This is a genomic window from Massilia sp., assembly GCF_046293535.1.
GTDB lineage: Bacteria > Pseudomonadota > Gammaproteobacteria > Burkholderiales > Burkholderiaceae_D > Telluria.
The window spans coordinates 37,739-62,926 of sequence record NZ_JBKBOV010000001.1 but is presented as its reverse complement, the minus strand read 5'-3'; the positions used below and the strand labels follow the sequence as shown (position 1 = coordinate 62,926).

Genomic DNA, 25,188 nt, shown 5'->3' with positions numbered 1-25,188 from the left:
AACTTCATGCGCGTCCAGAAGAACTCCCACCGCGTCCTCGACAAGATCGACCTGCACATCCTGTCGATTCTCCAGGACGACGCGCGCATCGTCATGAAAGACCTGGCCGAGCAGGTCGGGCTGTCGCTGACGCCCTGCATCGAACGGGTCAAACGCATGGAGCGCGACGGCGTGATCGCGGGCTATCACGCGCGCGTCAATCCGCAGGCCATGGGCCTGCAGATCCTCGTGTTCGTCGAGATCACCCTGCACCAGAAATCGGAGAAAGCATTTGACCGCTTCCGCCGCGCCATGCTCGGCATTCCCGAGGTGATGGAGTGCCACCTCGTATCTGGTGACTTCGACTACCTGATCAAGGCCCGCATTCCGGAAATGTCGGAATACCGCCGCCTGCTGGGCGAAATCCTGCACGTGGCCGACGCCGGCCAGTCGAAGAGCTATGTGGTGATGGAAGAATTGAAAGAAACGCTGGCGCTGTCGATTCCGCGCTGAACGGCGCCAGCATCCTCGTCGCTACGCCCTGGCGGCCTGCACTTGCATGTTCTGCATGGCTAGGCGCAAAAAGCCGATCAGATCGTCGCCGATCCCGGTGCCAAGATGCAGCATCGGTTCAAGACTGGCAGCGCGGCGGAATTGCGACACCACCTCGGGATCGTCGCCCACCATGTCGGTGAACATGCCGAACCAGCGCCGAGCCAGCGCCAGCGCTTCATCTGACCGTGCCTCCGGGTCGTACTGCATCCGTGCGCGGATCTGCATGGCCAGGTCGATCCACTCGTCCGAGTGGGAAGCCTCGTGGCGGCGCATGCGCTCTACCGTCTGCGCAGGCAGGTAACGCGCATAGATGCCGAAGCGCAGCTCGTTGATCGCGTTGCGCATATAGGCCAGCAAGGCGGGCGTCAGGCCGAGCTGCTTCTGTATCGCCGCATCCTGCCCGGTCATCGCCGTCAGCCGCAGGATGAAGGCGGGATCGCCGCCGCTGTCACGTGCTACGCAGCCCAGCCAGCGCTCGGCAAAGGCCCTGGCCTCGCGTTCATGCGGCGTAACGCCACGGTCGATCAGCGACTGCGCGCGCTGCACCAGTTCCCGCCATTCAGCCTGCGCCTCGGGGTTCTGGTACAGCGGCAGCCGCGCCAGTTCTTCCTTCGAAAAGTATTGTTCGTACATGTTCATCTGCTCCAGAGTAGTTAGCCAGATGGACAGGTCCGTCTCCTCGCCGGCGGCCAGGCGCGAGCGCAGGCGCAGCAGCTGTTCGTGCATGTGCTGCGCTTGCGCGATCTGCCGGTCGAGGCTGGAGAGCTGGCGTTCGACGATGGCCAGCGGCGAGGCGGCGGGACTGTCCAGGTAAGCCTTGACGTCGCCCAGTGCCATGCCAAACGCGCGCAGGGCCTGGATCTGCTGCAGGCGCGCCACGTCGTCGCGGTCGTAGAGGCGGTAGCCGGCGTCAGTGCGCGCCGAAGGCGAGAGCAGCCCGATGCTGTCGTAATGGTGGAGCGTACGGACCGTCAGGCCGGTGCGCGCCGCGAGTTCTCCCACTTTCAACATCGAGCTTCTCTCCCGTCTTCATGCGTAGCGCTACTCTGGACCCTCACCTTGCGTGAGGGTCAAGCATCTTCGCACACCCCCGCTCACCAGACCATCTTGTTCCAGGTGTTGTCGCCAACCACGCCGTCGGCGCTCAAGCCTTTCGAGGTCTGGAAGTTCTTCACCGCGGCCGCCGTGGCCGGGCCGAAGGCGCCGTCCACCGCGATGCCGGCGCCGCTCTCGTTGAGCTGGCTCTGCACCGCGCGCACCTTGGCGCCCGAGTCGCCCTGCTGGGTCAGGATGGTCAGCGCCGGCCAGGTGGCGTTGCCGACCACGCCGTCCGCGCCCAGGCCGTGCGAGGACTGGAAGTTCTTCACCGCGTTCTGGGTGCTGGTGTCGAAGCTGCCGTTCACGCTGAGCGTGTAGCCCCATTGCTGCAGCAGGTACTGGATGGTGCGCACGCGTTCGCCCGTGTTCCCGTACTGGACCAGCGGCCAGGTGGTGGTGGCGCCGCCGCCCGACGTGCTGCCCGCAACCAGCGATTTGTAGCGCGGCCAGTCCCAGCCCGAGCCCGGGTCGGTATGGCTCTGGCTGGCGTAGTTGACGTGGCCCTTGACGTTGTACAGCGAGTCCGCGGGCACGGCGCTCCAGCCGCTGCTGCCGTCGTACACCTTCTGCGCCAGGCCGCGCGAGGCCAGGATGTCCTTGGTCAGCGCCGCCGAGGCGTTGTACATGGCGGTGGTGTACCAGGCGGACGGGTTGGCGACGTAGCCCTCGTGCTCGATGCCGATGGTGTAGCCGTTCGAGTTCCCGACGTGCCAGGCCTTGTCGGCCTCGCGCACCATCTGGGTCACCTGGCCGTCCGAGGAGCGGATCACGTAGTGGGCGCTGACGCCGGCGCTGCAGTTCTGGAACCAGGAGATCGAACCGGCATAGGAGCCTTGGGTGGTGTGCACGGTCACGTGGCTGACCGCGGTGCTGCGGCTCGAATAATTGCAGCTGGCGGCCGGATTCCAGATGGCCGGCGGGTAGTCGGTCGAGGCCAGCGCCGGCAGGGCCGACGCGACGAAACACAGGCCCGCGAGCAGGGACCGCATTGTGGTTTTCATAGATTGTCTCCGTATTCTGCTGCGTTATTATTTGTTCGGGGTGTCGACGAAATCCGGCGCCGAAATCTTCGGATCGGGCGTGCCGGTTTCCACGGTGATGCGGCGTGCCGACAGCTTGCGCAGCCGCTCCTTGCCGTAGGCTTTCTCCATCTCGACGTGCTTCTGGTCGATCTCGAACATGTTGCTGCGCCGGCCCTGGCGGATCGCGGTCAAGACTTCGTAGCTGTAGATTTTCGCGATCTCGGGCTGCGGGATGCCGCTGTAGCGTGCCACCGCGCTTTCCCAGTCCGCGAGCGGGAAGCCCTTGTTCTTGCGGGCGCCGTAGTGGGCTAGCAGGGCGGCGGCGGCGCGGATGTTGGTGCGGGTATCCGAGGCCGCCTGCTCCGGCGTGACGCGGATCAGCGCGGCGCCGTCAACCAGCGAATGGCCGAAGTGATTGTCGTCGCGCAGGCCCATGATGCCGTAGCTGATCGGCATGCCCTCGTGCGACTCCACCTCGACCTCGGGCTCGCCGTTCTTCTTGAGCTTGCCCTTGGGGACATGCGGATGCCAGCGCGTTTCGGCATAGGCGATCGATTGCAGCAGCTCGACCGGCACGTTGAACTCGTTCGAGGCCTCCCGGAAGTACTGCTTGTACTGTTTCGCGGACACGGTCAGCTCGACCGGCTTGCCGTCGGCGAACGCGAGCGGCGATGCCGCCGCGCCCAGCAGTGCTGCACATAGCGTGACCAAGAGCCGCGCTTTGACGCTTTGCTTCATTGTTGTCTCCAGTATCGTTTTGAATGGGCTCCGGCATCGGCCGGAAGGGTGCGCGGGAGGGCGAGTCGACATGCCGTTTCCGGGCCTGTCGAGTATATGCATACTCCGGATCGGGAAACGGTAAGCGTTTGATTTAGAACAATATTTCTGCAGAAATGAATCGTGCTCAATGCGCCACTAAAAGTCGGACCATACACGCAGATTAAGGGGGTGTGAGCGAGGCTTATCGGTTCATGCGTCCAGCATGAAGGCGGGCGCGAAACCGCGGCTGGACAGGCCTGCTCGCCCGACCCGCCGCTGGCAGTACAATATCGGATTACCCATATTTTCTTTCATGAGATCGCCATGGCCGTCAATTCCCCCCTGCCAGTCGCAGCCGACCTGAAACCCGTCAACGGCATCGAAATCGGCTACGCCGAAGCCGGCATCAAGAAGCCCAACCGCAAGGACCTGCTGGTCATGAAGCTGGCCGAGGGCGCCACCGTGTCCGGCGTCTTCACCACCAACCGCTTCTGCGCCGCGCCGGTCCAGGTGAGCAAGGCCAACCTGGCAGCCGTCGCCAATGGCGGCAAGCCGATCCGCGCGCTGGTGGTCAACACCGGCAACGCCAACGCCGCCACCGGCGAGCAGGGCCTGGCCAACGCGCAGGCCACCTGCGCCGAGGTGGCCAAGCTGCTCGGCCTGGACGCGCAGCAGGTACTGCCGTTCTCCACCGGCGTGATCCTCGAGCAGCTGCCGATCGATAGAATCGTCGCGGGCCTGCCGGCCGCGGTGTCGAACCTGAAGGCGGACAACTGGTTCAACGCCGCCGAGGCGATCATGACCACCGACACCCAGCCGAAGGCCGCCTCGCGTACCGTCACCATCGGCGGCCATCTTGTTACCATGACCGGCATCAGCAAGGGTGCCGGCATGATCAAGCCGAACATGGCGACCATGCTGGGCTACCTGGCGATCGATGCGCGCGTGGCGCAGCCGGTGCTGGACGAACTGGTCAAGCACGCCGCCGACCACTCGTTCAACAGCATCACGATCGACGGCGACACCTCGACCAACGATTCCTTCATCGTCGTGGCCACCGGCGCGGGCAGCCTGCACATCGACGCGGCCAGCGGAGACGAGTACGAAGCGCTGAAGGAAGCCGTCACCGACATCTCGCGCAACCTGGCGCAGCAGATCATCCGCGACGGCGAAGGCGCGACCAAGTTCATGACCATCACGGTGGAGCAGGGCAACAACGTGGAAGAGTGCCGGAAAATCGCCTATGCGATCGCGCACTCGCCGCTGGTCAAGACCGCCTTCTTCGCCTCGGACCCGAACCTGGGCCGCATCCTGGCCGCGATCGGCTACGCCGGCGTGGACGACCTCGACACCACCAGGCTCGACCTCTATCTGGACGACGTGTGGGTGGCCAAGGCCGGCGGGCGCAATCCGGACTACAAGGAAGAAGACGGCCAGCGCGTCATGAAGCAGGCCGAGATCACCGTGCGCGTGACGCTCGGCCGCGGCGACGCCACCGCCACCGTCTGGACCTGCGACCTGTCGCACGACTACGTGTCGATCAACGCCGACTACCGTTCCTGAGGAGAGTGACTGAGTGACGCCTCTGGAACAGTTCCTGCACCGCGCCGAAGCCCTGCTGGCGCGGGTCGAAGCGGTGCTGCCGCCTGCGCTGCCGCGCGAGCCGGACTGGAAGCGCAGCTTCGCCTTCCGCTGGCGCAAGCGGGCCAATGGGGGCGGCAAGTACCTGGCCCCGGTGCTGCATGCCTCCACTATCCGGCTCGAAGACCTGCAGCACGTCGAGCTGCAAAAGCGGGCGATCGAGCAGAACACGCGCCAGTTCGTGCTGCGCCGCCCGGCCAACAACGTGCTGCTGACCGGCGCGCGCGGCACCGGCAAGTCGTCCCTGATCAAGGCCTGCCTGAACGGCTACGCCGGCCAGGGCCTGCGCCTGATCGAGGTGGACAAGGCCGACCTGGCCGACCTGCCCGACATCGTCGACCTGGTGGCGGGCCGGCCGGAGCGCTTCGTGATTTTCTGCGACGACCTGTCTTTCGAGGAGGGCGAGGCCGGCTACAAGGCGCTCAAGGTGGCCCTGGATGGCAGCATCGCGGCGCAATCGGACAATGTGCTGATCTATGCGACCTCGAACCGGCGCCACCTGATGCCGGAAAAAATGTCGGACAACGCCGGCTACACGCACAGTGACGACGGCGACCTGCATCCGGGCGAGACGGTCGAAGAGAGAATCTCGCTGTCGGAACGCTTCGGCCTGTGGCTCTCCTTTTATCCGTTCAGGCAGGACGACTACCTGGGCATCGTCGCCCACTGGCTGGCCAGCTTCGGCTGTACGCCGCAGCAGATCGAGGCGGCGCGCCTGGAGGCCCTGCAGTGGGCCCTGCAGCGCGGCTCGCGTTCGGGCCGGGTGGCATGGCAATTTGCGAAGGACTATGCCGGCAGGCTGCCGGACCTTGACACCAATGAATGAAGTCGTAAAAGCAAAGCCGGTCGACGTCGCGGTCGGCATCCTGATGCGTCCCAACGGCGACGTGCTGCTCGGCCAGCGCCCGGACGGCAAGCCTTATGCCGGCTACTGGGAATTCCCGGGCGGGAAGGTCGAGCCGGGCGAGGACATCTTCCACGCGCTGCAGCGCGAATTCGTCGAGGAACTGGGTGTGAAGGTGCTCAGTGGCGAGGCCTGGTGCTGCGTCGAGCACGTGTACGAGCATGCGCACGTGCGCCTGTACTTCTACATCTGCCGCGAGTGGGAAGGGGAGCCGCAAAGCCTGGAAGGGCAAGCGTTCGCGTGGCAGGGCGGGTATAGCGTCAGTCCCTTGCTGCCGGCGACGATACCCCTGCTGGAGTGGCTGGACAAGCTGCGTTACGCGACGCCGGAATAGCGAGGAAAACTTAGCACCACCAGTCCGTCGTTCCGGCGAAGGCCGGAACCCAATTTGACGTTCGTGCCGACTCGACGAAACTGGATCCCGGCCTGCGCCGGGAGTCATGGGCGCCAGTGGCGCGCATGACGGTCTTGCGGCTAGCGACAGAACAGCGGAAACGTAACGCCGCTCGCGCTATTACAGGCCCTAGTCGTCCGTCGGCTTGTCGTCCTGCGGATCGTTGGGAGCGGCGCCGGGAATCGTGTATTTTTCTTCGGCCCAGGCGCCCAGGTCGATCTGCTTGCAGCGCTCGGAGCAGAACGGGCGGTACTTGTTCGCCGGGGTCCATTCGACCTTCTTGCCGCAGGTCGGGCAGGCTACAACAGTCATTTCAACACCAATCAGGAATCAGAAGTTACAGAGGGTCAGGTTGAAGGGCACGTCTGTTTCCAGCGCCTTCGGCTTGCAGTCCCCGTCGTGGGTGGTGAAGCGTACCCACAGCATATACTTGTTGGCCGAGATTTCGGGGATGGCGCCGAGCGAGCCGTCGATCGACAGGCGCAGCATCTGGTACACCTTCCCCTGCAGCATCTGCTGGTAGCTGCCCCCCAGCGCGATCATCTTGGCAGGGCCACCGGAATCGCGCAGCAAACGCAGCACCAGGGCCAGGGCCTCGAACAGCGGCGCCAGCGGCGCGAACCAGCCCATGATATCCGATTGGCGCTGCTGCGCGGGGCGGTGCTGCCAGGCGTAATACGAGGGCAGGTCGAATTCGCAGGCGCCGCCCGGGATGATGGTGCGGCCGCGGATGCTCATCAGCCACTCGTTGTCGCGCACGTTCTGGCCGGTCTTGCCCTGGCTTGCCACCAGGGCGCCGCTGACGGCATCCAGTTCGGCCAGCACGGCGTCGAGCGCCTCGGTGGCGACGTTGGGATTGCTGCGGTAGGACAGCAGGCTCTGCTTTTGACGCTCGAGTTCCTGCAGCAGGTCGGACTTCAGGTCGGCGCGTCCGGCCACTTCCAGCATGTCGAAGATCGTGGCGAGGGCCACGTGGTGCTGCATCGGGTGCTCTTGTTGCACAAAGAACTTGAACTTCTCGTACAAATCTTCCAGCCGCAACAACGTGCGAATCCGCTCGTTGAAAGGATATTCGTAGACGATCAAAATGACATTCCTCTGAATGTAGGCTGGCGAGCAACCCCGTGATTCTGAACCATGCTGCGTAAAATTACAAATCCCACATTGACTTAATTCAAGAGTTTCTCAAGTTCTTTTGCTATGGGATAAATACATTGCATGCAAAATCTCGACCTGCGGGCGTAAAGCGTCCAGTCCGTCGTCATTGAGGATGATGTCGTCGGCGGCAGCCCGGCGCTGTTCGCGGGTGACCTGGGCGGCCATGATGGCGCGTACCTGTGCTTCCGTAAGGCCGCTCCTGGCCATCACGCGCGCCACCTGCAGTTCTTCCGGGCAGTCGATCGCCAGCACGCGGGTGACGCGCTTGCGCCAGGTGCCCGATTCGATCAGGAGGGGCACGACGAAGATCACGTAGTCGCCGGTGGCAATGCTGGCCGCCGCCGCGGTGGCCGCGCGGATGCGCGGGTGCAGGATGGCTTCCAGGCGCGCCCGCGCCGTGTCGTCGCTGAAGACCAGGGCGCGCATCTTGGCGCGGTCGAGCGCTCCCTCGGCGGTGGCGAACCCGGCCCCGAACTCGGCGAGCAGGGCCGGCATCGCCGCGCCCTGCGGGGCGGTGAGGGCATGGGCGATCTCGTCGGTATCGATGACCGAGGCGCCGAGCGCGGCGAACATGTCGGCCACGGTGCTCTTGCCGCAGCCGATGCCGCCGGTCAGTCCGACGGAGAAAGCCAGGTTGTGCGGGGTATCCATCTCAGCCGGCCACGACGGCCTGCAACTGGGCGCTGATGCCGCTGCCGTAGAGCAGGGCGATCAGGCCGGCCGCCGCCAGGTAGGGGCCGAAGGGAATCGGTTTGTCGCGGCCGCGCTTGGCGAACACGATCAGGCTGATGCCGACGATGGCCCCCACCACCGAGGACAGCAGGATGATGGTCGGCAGCATCTGCCAGCCGAGCCAGGCGCCGAGCGCGCCCAAGAGCTTGAAGTCGCCGTAGCCCATGCCTTCCTTGCCGGTGACGAGCTTGAACAGCCAGTACACCGACCACAGCGCCAGGTAGCCGGCGGCGGCGCCGATCACCGCGTCCTGCAGGGGCACGAAAGTGCCGTGCAGGTTCACCAGCAGGCCCGCCCACAGCAGCGGATAGGTCAGGTCGTCCGGCAGCAGTTGGGTATCGATGTCGATGAAGGTCATCGCCACCAGGAGGAACAGGAACAGCAGGGTCGCCAGGCCCGCCAGGCCGCTGCCGAAGGTCCACACCAGCAGGCCCGCCAGGATGCCGGTCAGCAGCTCGACCGCCGGATAGCGCGCCGAGATCGGCGCCTTGCACTTGCGGCACTTGCCGCGCAGGGCCAGCCAGCTGACGACCGGAATATTCTCCAGCGCCGTGATCTGGTGGCCGCAGTGCGGGCAGCTTGATCTCGGCACCATCAGGTTGTAGCGGCCGGTATGGGGCGGCTCCTTGCCGCTTTCCTGGGCCACGTAGTTGTCGGATTCGCGCTGCATCATCTTCGGAATCCGGTGGATCACCACGTTCAAGAAACTGCCGACGAGCAGCCCGAACAGGGCTGCCACGAGGGTGGCGCTGAGTGTGGCCGGCGGGGCGAACAGCAGGGATTCCATGGGCATGGCGGCAGGGTCCGATCAGGTAGCTGGAGCAAGAGATAGAAAATGATTCTTTACATCAACCTATTGTAGAGCTTTCCCGGGATTTGGCGAAGCATCCGCATGCCGCTCGGCGCACGATTGTGAGGGATCATGCCTGCGCCGTGGCGCGCGGCTACGCTGGGCCTTGATAGAGCCAACCCAGGTGCCCGCGATGCCCCGCGCAACATTTACTTTCCTGAACCATGCCTGCTTCATGGTCCGCACCGACGCTGCCCTGCTGGTGTCCGACCCATGGCTGGAGGGCGCGGTGCATGATGGCGCCTGGAGCCTGGTCGACGGCGCCAGCTCCCATGCGGCCCTGCTCGACATCCTGAATAGCGCCGGGGTGCCCGTCTACATATGGTGCTCGCGTGCCCAGCCCGACCGTTTCTCCCTGCCTTTCCTGCGCCGCTTCCGCTCCGAATTCCGCGGCATCGCCACTTTCCTCTACCGCCCGGGGCGCGACATGCGCATCGGCGAGGAACTGCGGCGCCAGCGCCTGCCCGTGGCCGAATGCCCGGACGGCGTCACCGTGGCGTTGGCCGGCGACCTGCGCCTGACCGCGCTCGCCAACGGCGACGGCGACTCCGCCTGCCTGCTCAGCTGCGGCGGACGAACCATCCTCAACCTGGGCGACCGGGCGCTGGCCACCGAAGCCGCCTGTCATGCGGCGGCGCCGCACATCGGGCGGGCCGCGTCGCGCATCGACCTGCTGCTCACGGGTTTCGGCAGCATGGGCTGGTGCGGCAATCCGGAACAGTTCGCACTGCGCGAGGCGGCGGCCAGGGCGGCAGTGGAGCGCCTGGCGTTGCAGGTCGAGCGTTTCCGGCCCCGGCTGGTGGTGCCCATCGCCTCGTTCGCACGCTTTGCGCGGGCCGACAACGTCTGGCTCAACGGCGGCAGGCTGTCGCCGCCCGAATTGCTCGAGCTGTCGCGGCTGGAAAACCTGCGCGGCGTGATCCGCTTTCTGGCGCCGGGCAGCAGCATCGACCTGCAGCGCGACACGCCGGGCACGCTCGGGGCAGCCCACGAGCGTGCGCTGGAGCACTGGGCCGAGTGCTGGCGCAAGCGTCCGCCGCCACTGCCGCGCCCGCCGCAGGCCTCGTTGGGAGAATTGAAGGCGGCCTTTGCGCGCTACCACGAACGTATCGCGGCCGGGATGCATGTGTTGCCGCGCCTGCTGGAAACAGTCGGGCCGCTGCGGCCCTTGCTGGTGCACCTGCCCGACCTGCGCCAGACCATCGAGCTGTCCTACCGCCACGGGTTCCGCCTGAAGCCACGCATGGATGATCAACAGCAGGCAGCCCACGTGGCGATGTTTTCGGGAACCGTCCTGCAGTTGCTGCGCGCCGAGGACGGCTTCGACACCGTCTATGCCGGCGGCTGCTTCTGGACGCTGCGGCGCAGCGGCTTGTCGACCTTCGGCCGCTTCTTCCTGCCGCAGCGCATGGCGCGGCGCGGCGCCGACCGCCACCGGCCGCTCCGGATGGGCGGCTACCTGTGGCGGGCGCTGGTGGGACGGATGGCAAGGCAGTTGCAGGCGGCGCTGCGCTGAGCGCCGCCCTGGGCTTCATGCCGGTCACTTAAGGGCCACCGCTCATCCTACGATACTGTGCGCGCCCGCGTGAAGCGTTCAGCGCGCGTAGCTCGGGCGCTTGGGGTCGTAGGTCCAGTCCGGGAACAGGTAGCGCATCGCCATGGCGTCGTCGCGTGCGCCCGCCGCCACTTTCTTGTACAGCAGGTGCGCCGCTTCGATGCGCGCCATGTCCGGCTCGATGCCCAGGCCCGGGCGTTGCGGCACCGCCACCTGCCCGCCGACGATCCGCAGCGGCTCGCGCGTCAGGCGCTCCTGGCCTTCCTGCCAGATCCAGTGAGTGTCGATGGCGGTGATCCGGCCGGGCGCCGCGGCGGCGACGTGGGTGAACATGGCCAGCGAGACGTCGAAGTGGTTGTTCGAATGCGAGCCCCAGGTCAGGCCCCAGTCGTGGCACAGCTGGGCCAGGCGCACCGATCCCTCCATGGTCCAGAAATGCGGGTCGGCCAGCGGGATGTCGACCGCGCCCAGCTGGCAGGAATGGCCCATCTGGCGCCAGTCGGTGGCGACCATGTTGGTCGCGGTCGGGATGCCGGTGGCGCGCCGGAACTCGGCCATGATCTCGCGTCCCGAATAGCCTCCCTCCGGGCCGCAGGGGTCTTCGGCGTAGGCCAGGATGTGGCCCTGGCCGCGGCAGGCGGCGATCGCCTCCTTCAATGACCAGGCGCCGTTCGGGTCGAGCGTGGCGCGCGATTCCGGAAAGCGGCGCTTGATGGCCGCCACCGCCGCGATCTCTTCTTCGGGTCGCATCACGCCGCCCTTGAGCTTGAAGTCGCGAAAGCCGTACTGGTCGACGGCGGCCTCGGCCAGGTCGGCGATGTGCTCGGGGCGCAAGGCTTCCTCGGTGCGCCGGCCGTACCAGCCGGCGCCGCTGCCGGGAGAATAGGGCAGGTCGGTGCGGCGGCGATCGCCGATGTAGAACAGGTAGGCCAGCATCGGCACGTGACTGCGCTGCTGGCCGTTGCCCAGCAGTTCGCAAACCGGCACGCCCAGGTGCTGGCCGAGCAGGTCGAGCAGGGCCGCTTCGACCGCCGTGATCACGTTTTCGAGGCGCAGGTTGATCTCGTGCGGCTGCTGCAGGAGCGCGGCTTCCGCGTTCGAGGTGACCTGGTGGTTCGGACCGGCGATGGCGCCGCGCAGCGTGTTCAGCGTGTGCTTGTAGCGCGCGATCGGCGTGCCTTCCACCAGCGGCACCAGGCGCTCCAGCGCACGCAGGATGCCGCTCGACCCCGGCACCTCGCCCATGCCGGTGTTCCCGGCGCTGTCCTTCAGGAGCACCAGGATGCGGGTGAAATAGGGGGCATGGGCGCCACACAGGTTGAGCAGCATGCTGTCCATGCCGGCTACCGGGATCACCTGCATGTCGATGACGGTCGGGCTGGCGTGTTGCTGGATCGGATTCATGGGAGGGGCTCCTTGCAAGCAAGGATGGAACTTGCTCGTAACATTCTTATAAAATAAAATGATTGCGCTAACATAACCAGTGTGAAGGAATTGCGATGGCGCGTCAATCGATTCGGGCAGCTGCATGCGCTGCCGTACTGCTGGCCGCTTGTGCCGCTCCCGGCACGACCGGTTCTTCCCATGGACGCTGGGTGGCTTCCTGGGGCACGGCGCAGATGCTGCCCGGCGCCGAGCACGAGCTGGCGAGCGCCCAATGGCGCGACGCCACCTTGCGCCAGGTGGTGCGGGTCTCGCTGGGGGGCGAGCGCCTGCGCGTCAGGTTCAGCAATGCCTTCGGGACCGAGCCTCTGGTGATAGGCGGCGCCAGCATCGCGCTGTCGAGCGGGCCCGGCCGCTCTGCGATCGAGCCCGGCAGCAGCCGGCCGCTGCGCTTCGGCGGCGCCACCTCGGTCACGATCCCGGCCGGCACCGAGTACCTGAGCGACCCGGTCGACCTGGTCCACCGCGCAGGAAGCGACCTGGCCGTCTCGATCCACTATCCGGACGCCCCGAGCCGCCAGACCAGCCATCCCGGCGCGCGCGCCACCAGTTTCATCGCGCCGGGCCAGCACCTGGCAGCGAGCGAACTGCCGGGAGCGTCCAGCTTCACGCGCTGGTACCAGTTGGCCGGGATCGAGGTCGAGGCCGCGCCCGGCACGCACGCCGTGGTGGCCATCGGCGATTCGATCACCGACGGCTACGGCGTGGCGCCCGACACCAACCTGCGCTGGACCGACGGCCTGGCGGCCAGGCTGCGCCAGGCCGGCATGACGGGCGTCGGCGTGATCAACGCGGGAATCGGCGGCGGCCGCCTGCTGCGCGACGGCCTCGGCCCCAACCTCGCATCGCGCTTCGCGCGCGACGTGCTGGAGCGGCCGGGCGTGCGCCATGCGATCGTCCTGATCGGCGTGAACGACTTCGGCAACCTGCACCGCAACACCGACGACAGCCCGGCCGCGCGCGCGCAACTGCTGCTCGACATGCAGGAAGCGCTGCGCCAGTCGGTGGCGCGCGCCCATGCGCGCGGCGTGTGCGTGATCGGCGCCACCATCACGCCCTATGCCGGCAGCGCGTACTACCATCCGAAGGCGCCCAACGAGCAGGATCGCCAGGCCTACAACGACTGGATCCGCGGTTCTGGCGTGTTCGACGGGGTGATCGATTTCGATGCGGCGCTGCGCGATCCGAGGCGGCCGGACCATCTGCGCAAGGACTATGACAACGATGGGCTGCATCCGAACATGGCGGGTTACCGGGCGATGGCGGAGGCGGTGCCGCTGGACTTGCTGAAGGACTGCCGCCGCTGAACCGTAGGGTGGACGGCGGAGCCGTCCACCCTACGCACAACTCAGCCGTTCCCCGGCGCGTACGGGAAATGCAGCGCGCGGTAGTGCTCGAGCGTCTGCGCCGGCGGCTTCGCCCCGGCCGGCAGCGCCCGGCCCGACACGTGCATGAAATACGCCAGGCAGGCGTCGCGCCACCATTGCGCCTCCACGCGCTGCTGGGCCAGGCGCTGGGCGGTGTCGTTCCAGCGCCCGGCGTCCACTACCTGGCGCAGGCCGTTCCAGCGCGCCTGCATGCGTTCGACTTCCAGCACGCCGCGGTCGTAGCGCGCCACCAGTTCCTCCCACAGGCTGCGCCCGGACGGCATGCGGTAATCCCAGGACAGGTGGTGGAACCACAGCAGCAGTTCGGGCGGCGTGGTGGCGGGATCGGCGAAGCGGCGCGCGACTTCCGGCGCGTACTGGGCCACCGCATTGCTGCCGCGCGCGGTGCGGTCGAAGCCGATGCCGTCGCGTCCGGCACGGTGGAAGTACACCGGGTTCCAGTCCGGACGCTCCAGGTTGTCCACCCAGGGCGCCGGGCCATGGTGGTGGCCGGTGCCCATCAGGTGGTGCAGGCCGAGCGGCGTCATGTAGTCCACCACCGCTTCGCGCGAGGCCATCATCATGGCCACGACAGGATCGCGCACCTGCTTGTCTGGCGAGAAGGTCTGCGCCGCCCATTCGCGCGCCACCGCGCCGGCGTCCAGCATCGGGTCCCAGGCCATGCGCCCGAAGACGTACCAGTTGGCCTGGTCGAAGACCGAGCCGGACCAGTTGCGGCTGCTTCCGATGTTGGCCACGCCGGCGATGCCGCCCATGCGGCCTTTCTGCGCGCCCTGCAGCACCTGGGTCACGGTAAGGGCGCGCCGGCCCACCCGCGTATCGGCGCGCAAGGCTTCCTGGAACATCGGGCCGAGGTAGGCCAGGTGGGTGGCGAAACCCAGGTACTCCTTGGTGATCTGGAATTCCATCATCAGGCGCGTGTCGGGCATGGCGCCGAACAGCGGATGGAAGGGCTCGCGCGGCTGGAAGTCGATGGCGCCGTTCTTCACCTGCACCAGCACGTTGGCGTCGAACTTGCCGTCCAGCGGCTGGAACTGGTCGTAGGCGTGGGCGGCGCGGTCGTGCGTCGGGTCGATGCCGCCATCGGCGCGCTTTTGCGCCTGCGGCGGTTCATACACGAAGGCGCGCCACATCACGGTGCCGCCATGCGGCGCCAGCGCGCGCGCCAGCATGTTGGCGCCGTCGACGTGGTTGCGGCCATAGTCCTGCGGGCCGGGCTGGCCTTCGGAGTTGGCTTTCACCAGGAAGCCGCCGAAGTCGGGAATGCTGCGGTAGATCTCCTCGGTCTTGCGGCGCCACCAGCTTGCCACCGCCGGGTCGAGCGGGTCGGCGCTGGCGGTCTCTTTCAGATCCAGCGGGGTCGACCAGCGCACCGAGAGGAACACCCGGATGCCGTAGGGGCGCAGGACCTGCGCGACCGCCGCGGCCTTGGCGATGAAGGCCGGACTCAGCACCTCGGCCTTGGCATTGACGTTGTTCAGCACTGTGCCGTTGATGCCGAGCGACGCATTGGCGCGCGCATAGTCCAGGTAGCGCGGATCGACGATGGCGGGCAGTTCCCACCAGTTCCAGATCGATTGCCCGGCGTAGCCGCGCTCGACGCTGCGGTCCAGGTTGTCCCAGTGGTTCAGCACGCGCAGCGGCAGGGCCGGGTTGGAGACCAACGGGCTGCGCGCCAGTGCGGCGGCGCTGCCGTCCTGCAGGGCGCGCAGCCAGGCGAAGCTGCCGTACAACAGGCCGATGTCGGTTTTCGCCGCGATCAGCGTGAGGTCCTGCCCGTTCACGCTGGTGCGGGCGAGCAGGTAGCCCTCGGGGCCGACACCCTCCACGGAGCGGCGCAGCCCGGCAGGCAGGCCGGCGGGCAGCCGGTCGCTGCGCGCCAGCACCACGCTGCCGGCACGGATGGCGGTGGCGGCCGGCGGCACCCGACCCAGCATGCCTCCCAGGGCCCGCTGCAATTCCGTGCGCGCGGCCAGCACGGTCGGGGTCTCGGGTGCCAGCGTGACGATCGCGCCGGCCGGCACCGTGCTTGCCTGGGCCGCGGGCAAGGGGCGATAGCGTTGCCACAATTGGTAGCCGTCTTCGTCGGCGCGGGCGGCGGCTGCGAACATGGCGCCCAGCAGCAAGGCTGCCAGGGCGCGAACCAGCACGGATGCGAGGGATCGCTGCAAGATAGTCTCCATCGTTTTGTTGTCCGGCGGACAGTGCCGAACCTGAATAGGAGCGCTGATGTTAGCGCAATCTTTTTCAAATTGAAAAGGAATTCTCATCTGTGCGGGCGCTTTCCACGGATATTCGAGTGCAGCAAATATATTAGTTGACAAGTATAAAAGTAGAAGTTTAGACTGAAAATGATTGCGATAACATTTATGTTATTGGGAATGTTGATCGCATCGCCGATCACATCTGCATAAAAATACTCAGGAGACACACATGGTCCAGCAGCGAGGCAGTACGTTCCTGCGCCCCGGTCATACCGGCGGCCGCATTCTTCAACTGACAGTCCTCGCCGGGCTGGTCTCGGCAGCCTACGCGCAGGAAACAGCGCCGAGCACGCAGGGCACAATCCAGACCGTGCAGGTGACCGGCTACCGCGGCAGCCTGGAAACCTCGGCGCGCGACAAGCGCGAAGCCACCGGCTTCCAGGATTCGATCTTCGCCGAGGACCTCGGCAAGTTCCCCGACACGAACATCGCCGAATCGCTGAACCGCATTCCCGGCGTGCAGGTGTCGCGCGAGATCACGGGCGAGGGCGTCAACATCCAGATCCGCGGCCTGGGCACCAGCTTCACCAAGGTCCTGCTGAACGGCGCCCCGATCGCGGTGGCTTCCACCGGCAGCACCGACAGCCAGAACACCAACCGCGAGGTCGACCTCGATCTGCTGCCGACCGACCTGTTCACCAAGCTCACCGTCAGCAAGAGCCCCTCGGCCTCGCTGCTCGAAGGCGGCGCCGCCGGCGTGGTCGACATGCGCAGCGCGCGTCCGTTCGACAAGAAGGGCAGCTACGCCACCGCCAGCATTGGCGGCAGCCGCAACCAGGTCGCCGGCAAGTGGGGCAACCGCGGCTCGGTCCTGGCTTCCAAGACCTTCGACAACACCTGGGGCATCCTGGGCGGCGTCGCCTGGAACAAGTCGAAGGTGCAGGCCACCGGCTACGAGACCATCGGCCTGACCAACCCGAACCTGACCGCGGCCCAGAGCAGCAGCCCGAACCGCAACAACACCGGCGGCGGCAACTGGACCATCCCGGCCACCGTCCCGAGCAATGCCGGCAACGGCTTGACCCCGGGCGCCGCCATCAACGAAGCCTTCCTGCTGGGCCGCAATCCGGGCTTGAGCATCCAGCAGATCGACAATGCCCTGATCCCGCGCCTGGGCCGCCAGATGGCGCAATACGGCGACAAGGACAAGGTCACCGCGATCCTGTCGGGCGAATTCCGCCCGAGCGACAGCCTGCACTTCTACGTCGACACGATGTACAGCGAGAAGGACAACGACCTGCAGCGCATCGACACCAACTGGATCGGCCGCAACGGCGCCATCATCCCGCTGGGCATGAAGGTCGACCGCAGCGACTGCGCGAACGGCTGCGTGGTCGAAAGCGGCACCTTCGCCAACGCCCAGTTCTTCGCCGAATACCGTCCCTACATGGAGAAGGTGCGCCTGAAGGGCATCAACCCGGGCATGGAGTGGAAGCTCGGCGACAAGCTCCAGCTGAACGCCCAGCTGAACTACACGAAGTCGGAATTCTCGCGCGAGTCGCCCACCGTGCTGCCGGTCACGCCGGTCAACGCGGGCAATACCGTCACCTTCACCAACGGCCCGATCCCGAGCATCGTCAGCTCGATGGACATCAGCAACCCGGCCAACTACCGGCTCGACACCGCCAACGGCGCGCGCGTCAACCTGCAGCAGGAACTGCGCGAGACCAGCACCAAGGGCTTGCGTTCCGACCTGACCTGGGGCGACCGTGAGTTCAGCATCAAGGGCGGCTTCGCCTACGACGACATCATGCGCCGCATCACCGCGCGCGACAACTCGACCGCCTGGCAGAACCTGATCTGCGGCGGCGTCGCGGGCTGCCAGGGCGCGGGCACGATCGGCGCGCGCGTCAGCGACTACCTGCGCCGCGGCCCGAACGGCCTGATCGAGGTCGACTGGCAGCGCTTCGCCGGCGACACCAACTACCAGCAGCTGCTCGACCAGGCGCCGATCACCGGCGCGGCCAATACCGGCGCGGCCACCGGCTTCATCCAGGAAAAGACCAAGGGCGTGTTCCTGCAGACCGACGGCGTGACCCAGCTGATGGGCAAGCAGCTGCGCTACAACGCCGGCGTGCGCTACGTGCGCACCGAGCAGAGCGTGGGCGCCTACAACTCGGTGGCCGATCCGCGCAATGCCAGCCTGCCGGCGGGCGCCACCCCGTTCCCGAACGTGAACCAGTGGGTCTACGTCGACAAGGAATACAGCAACACCCTGCCTTCGGCCAGCGCCGCGCTCGACCTGGCGAAGAACGTGGTGCTGCGCGCCTCGGCCTCGCGCTCGATGACCCGCGCCAATCCGGAAGCCCTGCGTCCGGGCATCAACTTCTCGAACCCGTCGGCCGACATCGGCAGCCTGGGCGCACCGAACCTGGCGCCGTACATCTCGGATAACCTGGACTTCGGCGTCGAGTGGTACACCGGCCGCGAGGGCTACCTGTCGGCCACGGTGTTCCAGAAGACCCTGAACGGCTTCACGGTCAACCAGAACAACACCTTGCCCTTCGGCGCCCTGGCCCAGTATGGCGTCACCTACGACAGCCTGACCCCGACCCAGCAGCAGGCGCTCGACGCCCGCGGCGGTCCGGGCAGCGCCAACGTGGTCATGACTTCGCAGCGCAACGCCGGCGGCGAGCTGAAGATCAAGGGCCTGGAGCTGGGCTGGGTCCAGCCGCTCGACAAGCTGCTGCCGTGGCGCGGCTTCGGCATCTCCGAGACCCTGACCCTGATCGACCAGAAGGCGACCGGCGAAGGCACCCAGGGCTTCGTGGCGCTGGGCGTGCCGAAGAAGTCCAACAACTTCCAGGTCTATTACGAGAACCATGGCTTCATGGCGCGCCTGTCGCACACCTATTCGCAGGGCAGCCAGATCTCGGGCCTGAACCAGAACGGCATCGCCGCCGCCGCCCTGTACAGCGACGACTTCAAGCAGCTGGACTTCTCCTCGCAGCTCGACCTGGAGAAGGTGCTGGACCGCGACGGCCTGCCGACCCTGACCTTCGACGTGGTGAACGCGACCGACACCGTGCGCCGCGCCTACTTCCAGTTCTCGAACGCGACCTTCACCAGCTACAAGCCGGGCCGTACCTTCTCGGTCGGCATGCGCATGAAGTTCTGACGCGGGCGTGAACCACAGAATCGCGCAGGACGCCTGACCGGTGGCCTGCGCGATTTTTTTTATAGAAGATTCTTATGTCCGACAACAAACAACAAGCATTCACCTATGCCGGCTATCCCGACCTGGCCGGCAAGCGCGTCATCGTCACCGGTGGCGGCAGCGGCATCGGCGGCGAGCTGACGGCCGCCTTTGCCGGCCAGGGCGCGCGGGTGTGGTTCCTCGACATCGCCGAGGAGGCCTCGCGCCAGCTGGAGAACAGGCTGGCCGGCGCCCCGCAGGCCGCACGCTTCGTGCGCTGCGACCTGACCGCGCTCGACGCCCTGGCCGCCGCCATCGCCGCCATCGAGGAGGAGGCCGGCGGGATCGATATCCTGATCAACAACGCGGCCAACGACGACCGCCACCGGATCGGCGAGGTCACGCCGGGCTACTGGGAAGACCGGATGAACGTGAACCTGCGCCACCAGTTCTTCGCGGCCCAGGCCGTGATCCCGGGCATGCAGCGGCGCGCCCGCGGCGTCATCCTGAATGTCGGCTCGATCTCCTGGCATCTGCCGCACACGCGGCTGGCCTTGTACATGACGGCCAAGGCGGCGATCGAAGGAATGACGCGCGCGCTGGCGCGCGAACTGGGGCCGCACGGGATCCGCGTCAACACGGTGGTGCCCGGCGGCGTGCGCACGCCGCGCCAGCAGGCGCTGTGGCATGACGCGCAGGAAGAAGCGCGCATGGTGGCGGGACAGTGCTTGCCGGAGCGCGTCGAGATGCAGGACGTCGCCGCGCTGGCGCTGTTCCTGGCGTCGAACAATGCGCGCCGCTGCAGCGGCCGCGAGTACTTCGTCGACGCGGGCTGGTACGGTGCCTGACGCGCCTGGCGCTCCAAACGACAAAAGGCGCCGATGGCGCCTTTTGTCGTTCCGGCTGGTGCCGCCTAGCGCTCGCCGTAAGGCGAGATCGTGAGGATGTTCCCCTCGTCGTCGTAATGCAGTTCGGTGACCTTCACGCTGCGCAGGTGGGTCACGCCGTCCGACAGGCTGCTGTCGTGGTAGAACAGGTAGCTGCGTCCCTCGAACTCGCAGATCGAATGGTGGGTGGTCCAGCCGATCACCGGGGTCATGATGGTCCCCCGGTAGGTGAAGGGACCATAGGGACTGTCGCCCACCGCGTAGCAGAGCAGGTGGGTATTGCCCGTCGAGTAGGAAAAATAATATTTGCCCTCGTGCCGGTGCAGCCAGGGCGCCTCGAAATAGCGGCGTTCGTGGTCGCCGGCGAGCAGCGGCTGGCCGTCCTCGTCCAGGATGAGGACCGCGCGCGGCTCCTCGGCGAACTGCTTCATGTCGGACGTGAGCCGCGCCACGCGCGGCGCCAGCGCTTCCTGGCCCGCATCCGGCTCTTCGTTTGCCGCGTCATACACGTTGTCGCGGTACTTCTGCAGCTGCCCGCCCCAGATCCCGCCGAAGTACATATAAAAGGCGCCGTCGACGTCTTCGAACACGGCCGGATCGATCGAATAGCTGCCTTCGATCGGCTTGGGCTCGGGCACGAAGGGACCGGCGGGGTGCTCGCCCACGGCGACGCCGATCTGGAACACGCCGTCGGGGCGCTTGGCCGGGAAGTACAGGTAGTACTTGCCGTCCTTGCGGGCGGCGTCCGGCGCCCACATCTGGCGCGCGGCCCAGGGCACGTCTTTCACGTGGAGGGCGACCCCGTGGTCGACCGCCTGCGCGCCGGGATGCTCGAGCGAGAGGACGTGGTAGTCCTCCATCGCGAAATGGTCGCCGTTGTCGTTGAAGGGAATGCCGGCCTCGATGTCGTGCGACGGATAGATGTAGATCCTGCCGTCGAACACGTGGGCCGACGGGTCGGCGGTGTAGATGTGGGTGACGAGCGGCGCGGAGATGGCGCGTGCCTTGAGCTCCTGCACGCGTTCCTTGTCGATGATTTCGGACATGGGCTACCTATTGATTGTTGAGGGATCAGTGCTGGGCCGCGGCGCGGCGGTCGCCGAGATCGCGCTCGATCTGCAGTTCGACCGACTTGCGGATGTCGTACAGGGCCAGGCTGGCGAAGCCGAGCAGGAAGGGAATCGAGGCCCACACGCTGACCGACAGCAGGATGCCGTTCGCCGTTTCGGGCGCCTGGGCCGGCAGCGAAGCGTCATACCCATAGTGGGACAGCAGGGCCGCCACCAGGGCGCCGCCGATGCTCAGGCCCGCCTTGAGGCCGAAAATCATCGCCGAGAACAGCAGGGCGGTGGCGCGCCGGTTGTTCTTCCACTCCGAATAGTCGGCGACGTCGGCGATCATGGCCCACAGCAGCGGGATGGTGATGCCGTAGAAGAAGCCGTGCAGCAGCTGGCACAGGAAGACCGGGCCGATCGACTCGGGCGGGAAGAAATACAGGGCCAGCATGAAGACGGTCGAGACCAGCAGGGCGGCGCCGAACACGTCGCGCTTGCCGAAGCGGTCCGCCAGCGGCTTGGAAAAGCCGATCCCGATGATCATCATGATGATGCCGACCGCATTGAACACGCTGAAGCCGGAGGTGGCGGCGTCTTTCGGCCAGTGGAAGGCGGTCAGGCCGACGCTGGCGAGCACCGCGTTCAGTCCGGCGATGAAGCCGTTGAAGCCGATGTTCTCGAGAAAAGCCGCGAGGTGCGTTTCGCTCAGGTAGGAGTTGAAGTAGAAGACGTAGGTGCCGCCTTTCAGGGCGAGGGTGATGAACACCAGGATGGTCAGCACCAGCATCACGACCCAGGGCCGGTTGCCCAGCAGGTCCACGATGTCCTGGCGGATGCTGGAACGCTGGGTCGGCGCGGGGACCACGCGCTCGCGGGTGGTGAAGAAGGTGATCAGGAAGAAGACGGTGCCGACGATCGCGAACACGGTCATCACGTTCTGGAAGCCGAGCGCCTTGTCGCCGCCGCCGGCGATCAGCACCAGCGGCAGCAGCAGGACCTGGATGACGAACTGGGCGACCATCACGGCCGTGAAGCGGTAGGCCGACAGGCTGTTGCGCTCGGCCATGTTGCCGGTCAGGACCCCGCTCAGGGCCGAGTAGGGCAGGTTGTTGGCCGAGTAGACCAGCATCAGGAGGATGTAGGTCAGCAGCGCATAGATGATCTTGCCGCGTTCGCCGAGGTCGGGCGTGCTGAAGGCCAGCAGCGCGGTGAGCCCGAAGGGAATCGAGGTCCACAGGATCCAGGGGCGGAACTTGCCCCAGCGCGTATGGGTGCGGTCCGCCAGCAGGCCCATGAGCGGGTTGAAGCAGGCGCCGACGATGCCGCCGATGAAGATCACGGAAGCCGCCGCACTTGGCGCCAGCTTGTACACGTCGGTGTAGAAGAAGGCGATGAAGGTCAGCAGGGTCTGGAAGATCAGGTTGGCGGCCAGGTCGCCGAGGCTGTAGCCGAGCTTTTCAAGGGCGCCCAGCCGTGGAGGGGTCGTTTTCGGATTGCTCATGATGTCTCGGTTATCGTTATAAGACAGGCGTCTGACGCGCCTGAGCCAGTCTATACCATTTATATATCATTAAATGGTAGCGCTAGCATTTATCCGAGTATGGCTGAGGCTTAGTAGCGAGTCAACCCGTCAGTTCGACCGTGATGCACCATGAATGAAAAAGCGGCACCGGCGCTTGTGGGCACCGGTGCCGCCATGTCGACAGCCTGCCTAGTCTACTTTAGCCCGCTGCTGCCGGCGGGTCGTTGCGGGTCTTCCACAGCGAGTACAGGACGCCCGAGGCGAGCAGCAGTCCGGTCACCGCCAGCGAGAGCTCGGCCGGCACCTTGCCGCCGAACACGAAGTCGCCCAGGAAGATCTTCGAGCCGATGAAGACCAGCACCGCGGCCAGCGAGTACTTCAGGTAGTGGAAGCGCGCCACCATTGCCGCCAGCGCGAAGTACAGCGCACGCAGGCCCAGCACCGCGAAGATGTTCGAGGTATAGACGACGAACGGATCGCTGGTGATCGCGAAGATCGCGGGCACGCTGTCGACCGCGAACACCACGTCGGTCAGCTCCACCATACACAGCGCCAGGAACAGCGGCGTCGCCCACAACAGGGACTTGCCGGGTTGCGCCGGGTCGGGCTGGCGCACCAGGAACTGGTTGCCGTGCAGTTCGGGCGTGATGCGCATGCGGCCCTTCAGCCAGGACAAGATCTTGCTCTCGCGGATGTCGTCGCTGTCGGTATCCACGAAAAACATCTTGATGCCGGTGAACACCAGGAAGGCGCCGAAGATGTACAGGGTCCAGTAATAGCTTTCCACCAGGGCAGTGCCGGCGCCGATCATGATGCCGCGCGTGATGATCACACCCATGATGCCCCAGAACAGCACGCGGTGCTGGTAGAGCGGCGGGATCGCCAAGGTGGCGAAGATCAGCGAGATCACGAAGATGTTATCCAGCGACAGGCTCTTCTCGATCAGGAAGCCCGTATAGAAATGCATGCCTTTTTCGCTGCCGAATTCATGCCAGACCCACAGGCCGAACAGCAGGCCCGCGGCGATGTAGAGCGCCGACAGTTTCAGGCTTTCCTTGACCCCGATGACGTGGTCCTTCTTGTTCAGGACCCCGAGGTCGAAGGCCAGCAGGACCACGACGATGGTCAGGAAGGAAAGCCAGGCCCAGGCGGGTGTGCCGAGCCAGAGTGCGGTAAGAAATTCCATGTTGTTCTCCGTTCAGGAACGCTGTTTCAGGTGGCCAGGCCAGCCGTGGCGAACGAGTCTTCCGCCTCGTCCTGGCCGAACCAGGCGCGCGCCGCGCGCCTTACCAGGGTCGCTTCGCGGCCGTCGAGGTGGCCGTCGGCATGGACGATGTCGACCATGGTCCGCCACACGCGGATCTGCAGCAGCGGATCGCGGATGTCGAGCAGCAGGGCGTCCATCAGCCGCGGGTCGATCTCGACCATGCCGGCGCGGCGGTTGGCCGCGGCATCGAGCAGGTCTTCGCACAGCTGGCGCAGCGTGCGGTCGAAGGTATCGTCGTCGATCTGCACCTGTTCCAGGTATTTGGAATGGTGCATGGCGCTCAGCTCGGCCGGGCTCAGGTGGCCGTCGACGATCATGGCCAGGGCCAGGATGCGGCTGACTGCTTCGGGACTGTTGGTGGTGTAACTATGCATGGTGGCCTCGCTGGAAAAATGAAAGTGAAGCCACTATAGAAGCGCGCGAATCTAAAGTAAAATCGATTATTCTTTCGTAAAGCGTAAGTTTTTATTGAGGTTAATCGCGATGATCAACTACAAGCACCTGCATTACTTCCACGCGGTCGCCACCCACGGGACGGTGGCGCGGGCGGCCGAGCAGCTGCACGTGACGGCGCAGGCGATCAGCATGCAGCTGCAGGTGCTGGAAGAGCAACTGGGCGAGGAATTGTTCAAGAAGAAGGGACGGGTGCTGGAACTGACCGAGGCCGGCAAGACCGTGCTGCGCTACGCCGAGCAGATCTTCGACCTCGGCAACGAGCTGGAACAGGCAGTGCGGCGCGGCGCCTTCACGGGCGGGGAAACCCTGCGGGTCGGCATCTGCGACGTGATCGCCAAGAGCCTGGCCTTCCGCCTGCTGCAGCCGGCGCGCGAGGCCGGCCTGGCGATGCGCCTGATCTGCCACGAAGGACGCTTCGAGGACCTGGTGGTGGAACTGGCGGCGCACAAGCTCGACCTGGTCATCGCCGACCAGGGCCTGCCCACCGGCGGCGCGGTGCGCGGCTACACCCAGCTGCTCGGCTCCAGCACGCTCACCGTGTTCGGCCACCCGGATTTGTGCGAGGCATGGCCGGGCGACTTCCCGCAGCGCCTGCGCGGCGCGCCCTTCCTGCTGCCGGGCCAGGATGCGGCCGTCCACACCCAGCTGAAGAGCTGGTTCGAAAGCCATGCGTTGCGTCCGATCACGGTGGGCGAATTCGACGACGGCGCGCTGCTGAAGTCCTTCGCCCGCGCCGCCACCGGCTTCATGGTGGCGCCCACGGTGCTGAGCGGGATCGTGCAGGCCGAAGATGGGTTGGTGCCGATCGGCACCATCGGCAGCATCGTCGAGCACTTCTATGCGGTGTCGGTCGAGCGCAGGGAAGGGCATCCGGCGGTGCGGCGGATCCTCACTGGGGCAGGGACGGTGTTCGAACAGGCATCCTGATTCTTTAGGGGCTTGTCTGATGAAGCCGGTCCCCTACGCGACATCGTCATCGCCGGCGAGGCGCAGAAGACGACGCCGGTGCCGTCAGCCCGTCAGCGCTTCAGGAGAGGCTATGCCTGGCATTAGCTGAATTGACGTGATGCAAAGTTGTCGTTGATGCCTGCGCTAGAGTGTTTGTCCTGCCACGAGAGGATGA

Annotated in this window: 22 protein-coding genes; 9 read left to right on the top strand and 13 right to left on the bottom strand. The window is 66.0% G+C overall.

Translation table 11 applies throughout. From position 1 onward, the window contains the following. The first annotated feature begins 6 nt into the window (after positions 1 to 6). Entirely contained in the window at positions 7 to 492 is a 486-nt protein-coding gene (locus ACK4S9_RS00260; RefSeq protein WP_027866013.1) for an Lrp/AsnC ligand binding domain-containing protein, read from the top strand. 21 nt (positions 493 to 513) lie between these two features. Here ACK4S9_RS00260 and ACK4S9_RS00255 read toward each other — a convergent pair whose 3' ends face one another. From ACK4S9_RS00255 to ACK4S9_RS00245, 3 genes are all read right to left on the bottom strand, one after another. Beyond that, positions 514 to 1,545 (bottom strand): MerR family transcriptional regulator, encoded by a 1,032-nt coding sequence (locus ACK4S9_RS00255; RefSeq protein WP_409720105.1) that lies wholly within the window; start codon positions 1,543 to 1,545, stop codon positions 514 to 516. Positions 1,546 to 1,628: 83 nt separating this feature from the next. Continuing rightward, positions 1,629 to 2,633, bottom strand: coding sequence for a peptidoglycan-binding protein (locus ACK4S9_RS00250; RefSeq protein ID WP_409720103.1), 1,005 nt, complete (start codon positions 2,631 to 2,633; stop codon positions 1,629 to 1,631). A gap of 27 nt (positions 2,634 to 2,660) precedes the next feature. Next, entirely contained in the window at positions 2,661 to 3,392 is a 732-nt protein-coding gene (locus ACK4S9_RS00245; protein ID WP_409720101.1) for a transglycosylase SLT domain-containing protein, read from the bottom strand. 345 nt (positions 3,393 to 3,737) lie between these two features. On the opposite strand from ACK4S9_RS00245, the gene argJ reads away from it, so the two are divergent. From argJ to ACK4S9_RS00230, 3 genes are read left to right on the top strand one after another with little or no spacing between them, the layout of a single operon-like run. Next, a complete protein-coding gene (gene argJ / locus ACK4S9_RS00240) occupies positions 3,738 to 4,976 on the top strand; it encodes a bifunctional glutamate N-acetyltransferase/amino-acid acetyltransferase ArgJ (RefSeq protein ID WP_409720099.1) in 1,239 nt (412 codons plus the stop codon). 13 nt (positions 4,977 to 4,989) lie between these two features. Further along, positions 4,990 to 5,880 carry an ATP-binding protein gene (locus tag ACK4S9_RS00235; RefSeq protein ID WP_409720097.1) on the top strand — a complete coding sequence of 297 codons (891 nt, stop codon included), beginning with the start codon at positions 4,990 to 4,992 and terminating at the stop codon, positions 5,878 to 5,880. Next, positions 5,873 to 6,292 (top strand): NUDIX domain-containing protein, encoded by a 420-nt coding sequence (locus ACK4S9_RS00230; protein ID WP_409720095.1) that lies wholly within the window; start codon positions 5,873 to 5,875, stop codon positions 6,290 to 6,292. The genes ACK4S9_RS00235 and ACK4S9_RS00230 overlap by 8 nt, the downstream gene beginning before the upstream one ends. A 189-nt stretch (positions 6,293 to 6,481) precedes the next feature. Here the strand turns inward: ACK4S9_RS00230 and yacG are convergent, their stop codons facing one another. The 4 genes from yacG to ACK4S9_RS00210 form a co-directional block, all read right to left on the bottom strand. Further along, entirely contained in the window at positions 6,482 to 6,664 is a 183-nt protein-coding gene (yacG, locus tag ACK4S9_RS00225; protein WP_292042014.1) for a DNA gyrase inhibitor YacG, read from the bottom strand. Positions 6,665 to 6,682: 18 nt separating this feature from the next. Continuing rightward, a complete protein-coding gene (zapD, locus tag ACK4S9_RS00220; RefSeq protein WP_409720093.1) occupies positions 6,683 to 7,438 on the bottom strand; it encodes a cell division protein ZapD in 756 nt (251 codons plus the stop codon). Positions 7,439 to 7,537: 99 nt separating this feature from the next. Next, entirely contained in the window at positions 7,538 to 8,161 is a 624-nt protein-coding gene (coaE, locus tag ACK4S9_RS00215; RefSeq protein WP_409720091.1) for a dephospho-CoA kinase, read from the bottom strand. A gap of 1 nt (position 8,162) precedes the next feature. Next, complete coding sequence (locus ACK4S9_RS00210) at positions 8,163 to 9,035, bottom strand: prepilin peptidase (protein WP_409720089.1); 873 nt, start codon at positions 9,033 to 9,035, stop codon at positions 8,163 to 8,165. Positions 9,036 to 9,225: 190 nt separating this feature from the next. Here ACK4S9_RS00210 and ACK4S9_RS00205 point away from each other — a divergent pair, with 190 nt between their 5' ends. Continuing rightward, positions 9,226 to 10,608: a hypothetical protein gene (locus ACK4S9_RS00205; RefSeq protein ID WP_409720087.1), complete on the top strand. Its 1,383-nt coding sequence runs from the start codon at positions 9,226 to 9,228 to the stop codon at positions 10,606 to 10,608. Positions 10,609 to 10,686: 78 nt separating this feature from the next. Here ACK4S9_RS00205 and ACK4S9_RS00200 read toward each other — a convergent pair whose 3' ends face one another. Continuing rightward, positions 10,687 to 12,051: an enolase C-terminal domain-like protein gene (locus tag ACK4S9_RS00200; protein ID WP_409720085.1), complete on the bottom strand. Its 1,365-nt coding sequence runs from the start codon at positions 12,049 to 12,051 to the stop codon at positions 10,687 to 10,689. A 191-nt stretch (positions 12,052 to 12,242) separates the two neighbouring features. On the opposite strand from ACK4S9_RS00200, the gene ACK4S9_RS00195 reads away from it, so the two are divergent. Further along, complete coding sequence (locus ACK4S9_RS00195) at positions 12,243 to 13,397, top strand: SGNH/GDSL hydrolase family protein (protein ID WP_409720083.1); 1,155 nt, start codon at positions 12,243 to 12,245, stop codon at positions 13,395 to 13,397. A 41-nt stretch (positions 13,398 to 13,438) separates the two neighbouring features. On the opposite strand, the gene ACK4S9_RS00190 is transcribed toward ACK4S9_RS00195, so the two are convergent. Next, entirely contained in the window at positions 13,439 to 15,649 is a 2,211-nt protein-coding gene (locus ACK4S9_RS00190; RefSeq protein WP_409720081.1) for an alpha-glucuronidase family glycosyl hydrolase, read from the bottom strand. Positions 15,650 to 15,911: 262 nt separating this feature from the next. Here ACK4S9_RS00190 and ACK4S9_RS00185 point away from each other — a divergent pair, with 262 nt between their 5' ends. Continuing rightward, complete coding sequence (locus ACK4S9_RS00185) at positions 15,912 to 18,860, top strand: TonB-dependent receptor (RefSeq protein ID WP_409720079.1); 2,949 nt, start codon at positions 15,912 to 15,914, stop codon at positions 18,858 to 18,860. A 74-nt stretch (positions 18,861 to 18,934) separates the two neighbouring features. Beyond that, a complete protein-coding gene (locus ACK4S9_RS00180; protein ID WP_409720077.1) occupies positions 18,935 to 19,726 on the top strand; it encodes an SDR family NAD(P)-dependent oxidoreductase in 792 nt (263 codons plus the stop codon). Positions 19,727 to 19,791: 65 nt separating this feature from the next. Here the strand turns inward: ACK4S9_RS00180 and ACK4S9_RS00175 are convergent, their stop codons facing one another. From ACK4S9_RS00175 to ACK4S9_RS00160, 4 genes are all read right to left on the bottom strand, one after another. Further along, positions 19,792 to 20,811, bottom strand: a complete 1,020-nt coding sequence (locus tag ACK4S9_RS00175; RefSeq protein WP_409720075.1) for a glycoside hydrolase family 43 protein — start codon at positions 20,809 to 20,811, stop codon at positions 19,792 to 19,794. A gap of 25 nt (positions 20,812 to 20,836) precedes the next feature. Continuing rightward, positions 20,837 to 22,321, bottom strand: coding sequence for an MFS transporter (locus ACK4S9_RS00170; protein WP_409720073.1), 1,485 nt, complete (start codon positions 22,319 to 22,321; stop codon positions 20,837 to 20,839). Positions 22,322 to 22,541: 220 nt separating this feature from the next. Continuing rightward, complete coding sequence (locus ACK4S9_RS00165) at positions 22,542 to 23,528, bottom strand: TerC family protein (RefSeq protein ID WP_409720071.1); 987 nt, start codon at positions 23,526 to 23,528, stop codon at positions 22,542 to 22,544. Positions 23,529 to 23,554: 26 nt separating this feature from the next. Further along, positions 23,555 to 23,983, bottom strand: a complete 429-nt coding sequence (locus ACK4S9_RS00160) for a TerB family tellurite resistance protein (protein ID WP_409720069.1) — start codon at positions 23,981 to 23,983, stop codon at positions 23,555 to 23,557. A 109-nt stretch (positions 23,984 to 24,092) separates the two neighbouring features. On the opposite strand from ACK4S9_RS00160, the gene ACK4S9_RS00155 reads away from it, so the two are divergent. Continuing rightward, a complete protein-coding gene (locus tag ACK4S9_RS00155; protein WP_409720067.1) occupies positions 24,093 to 24,992 on the top strand; it encodes a LysR family transcriptional regulator in 900 nt (299 codons plus the stop codon). Positions 24,993 to 25,188: the final 196 nt, after the last annotated feature.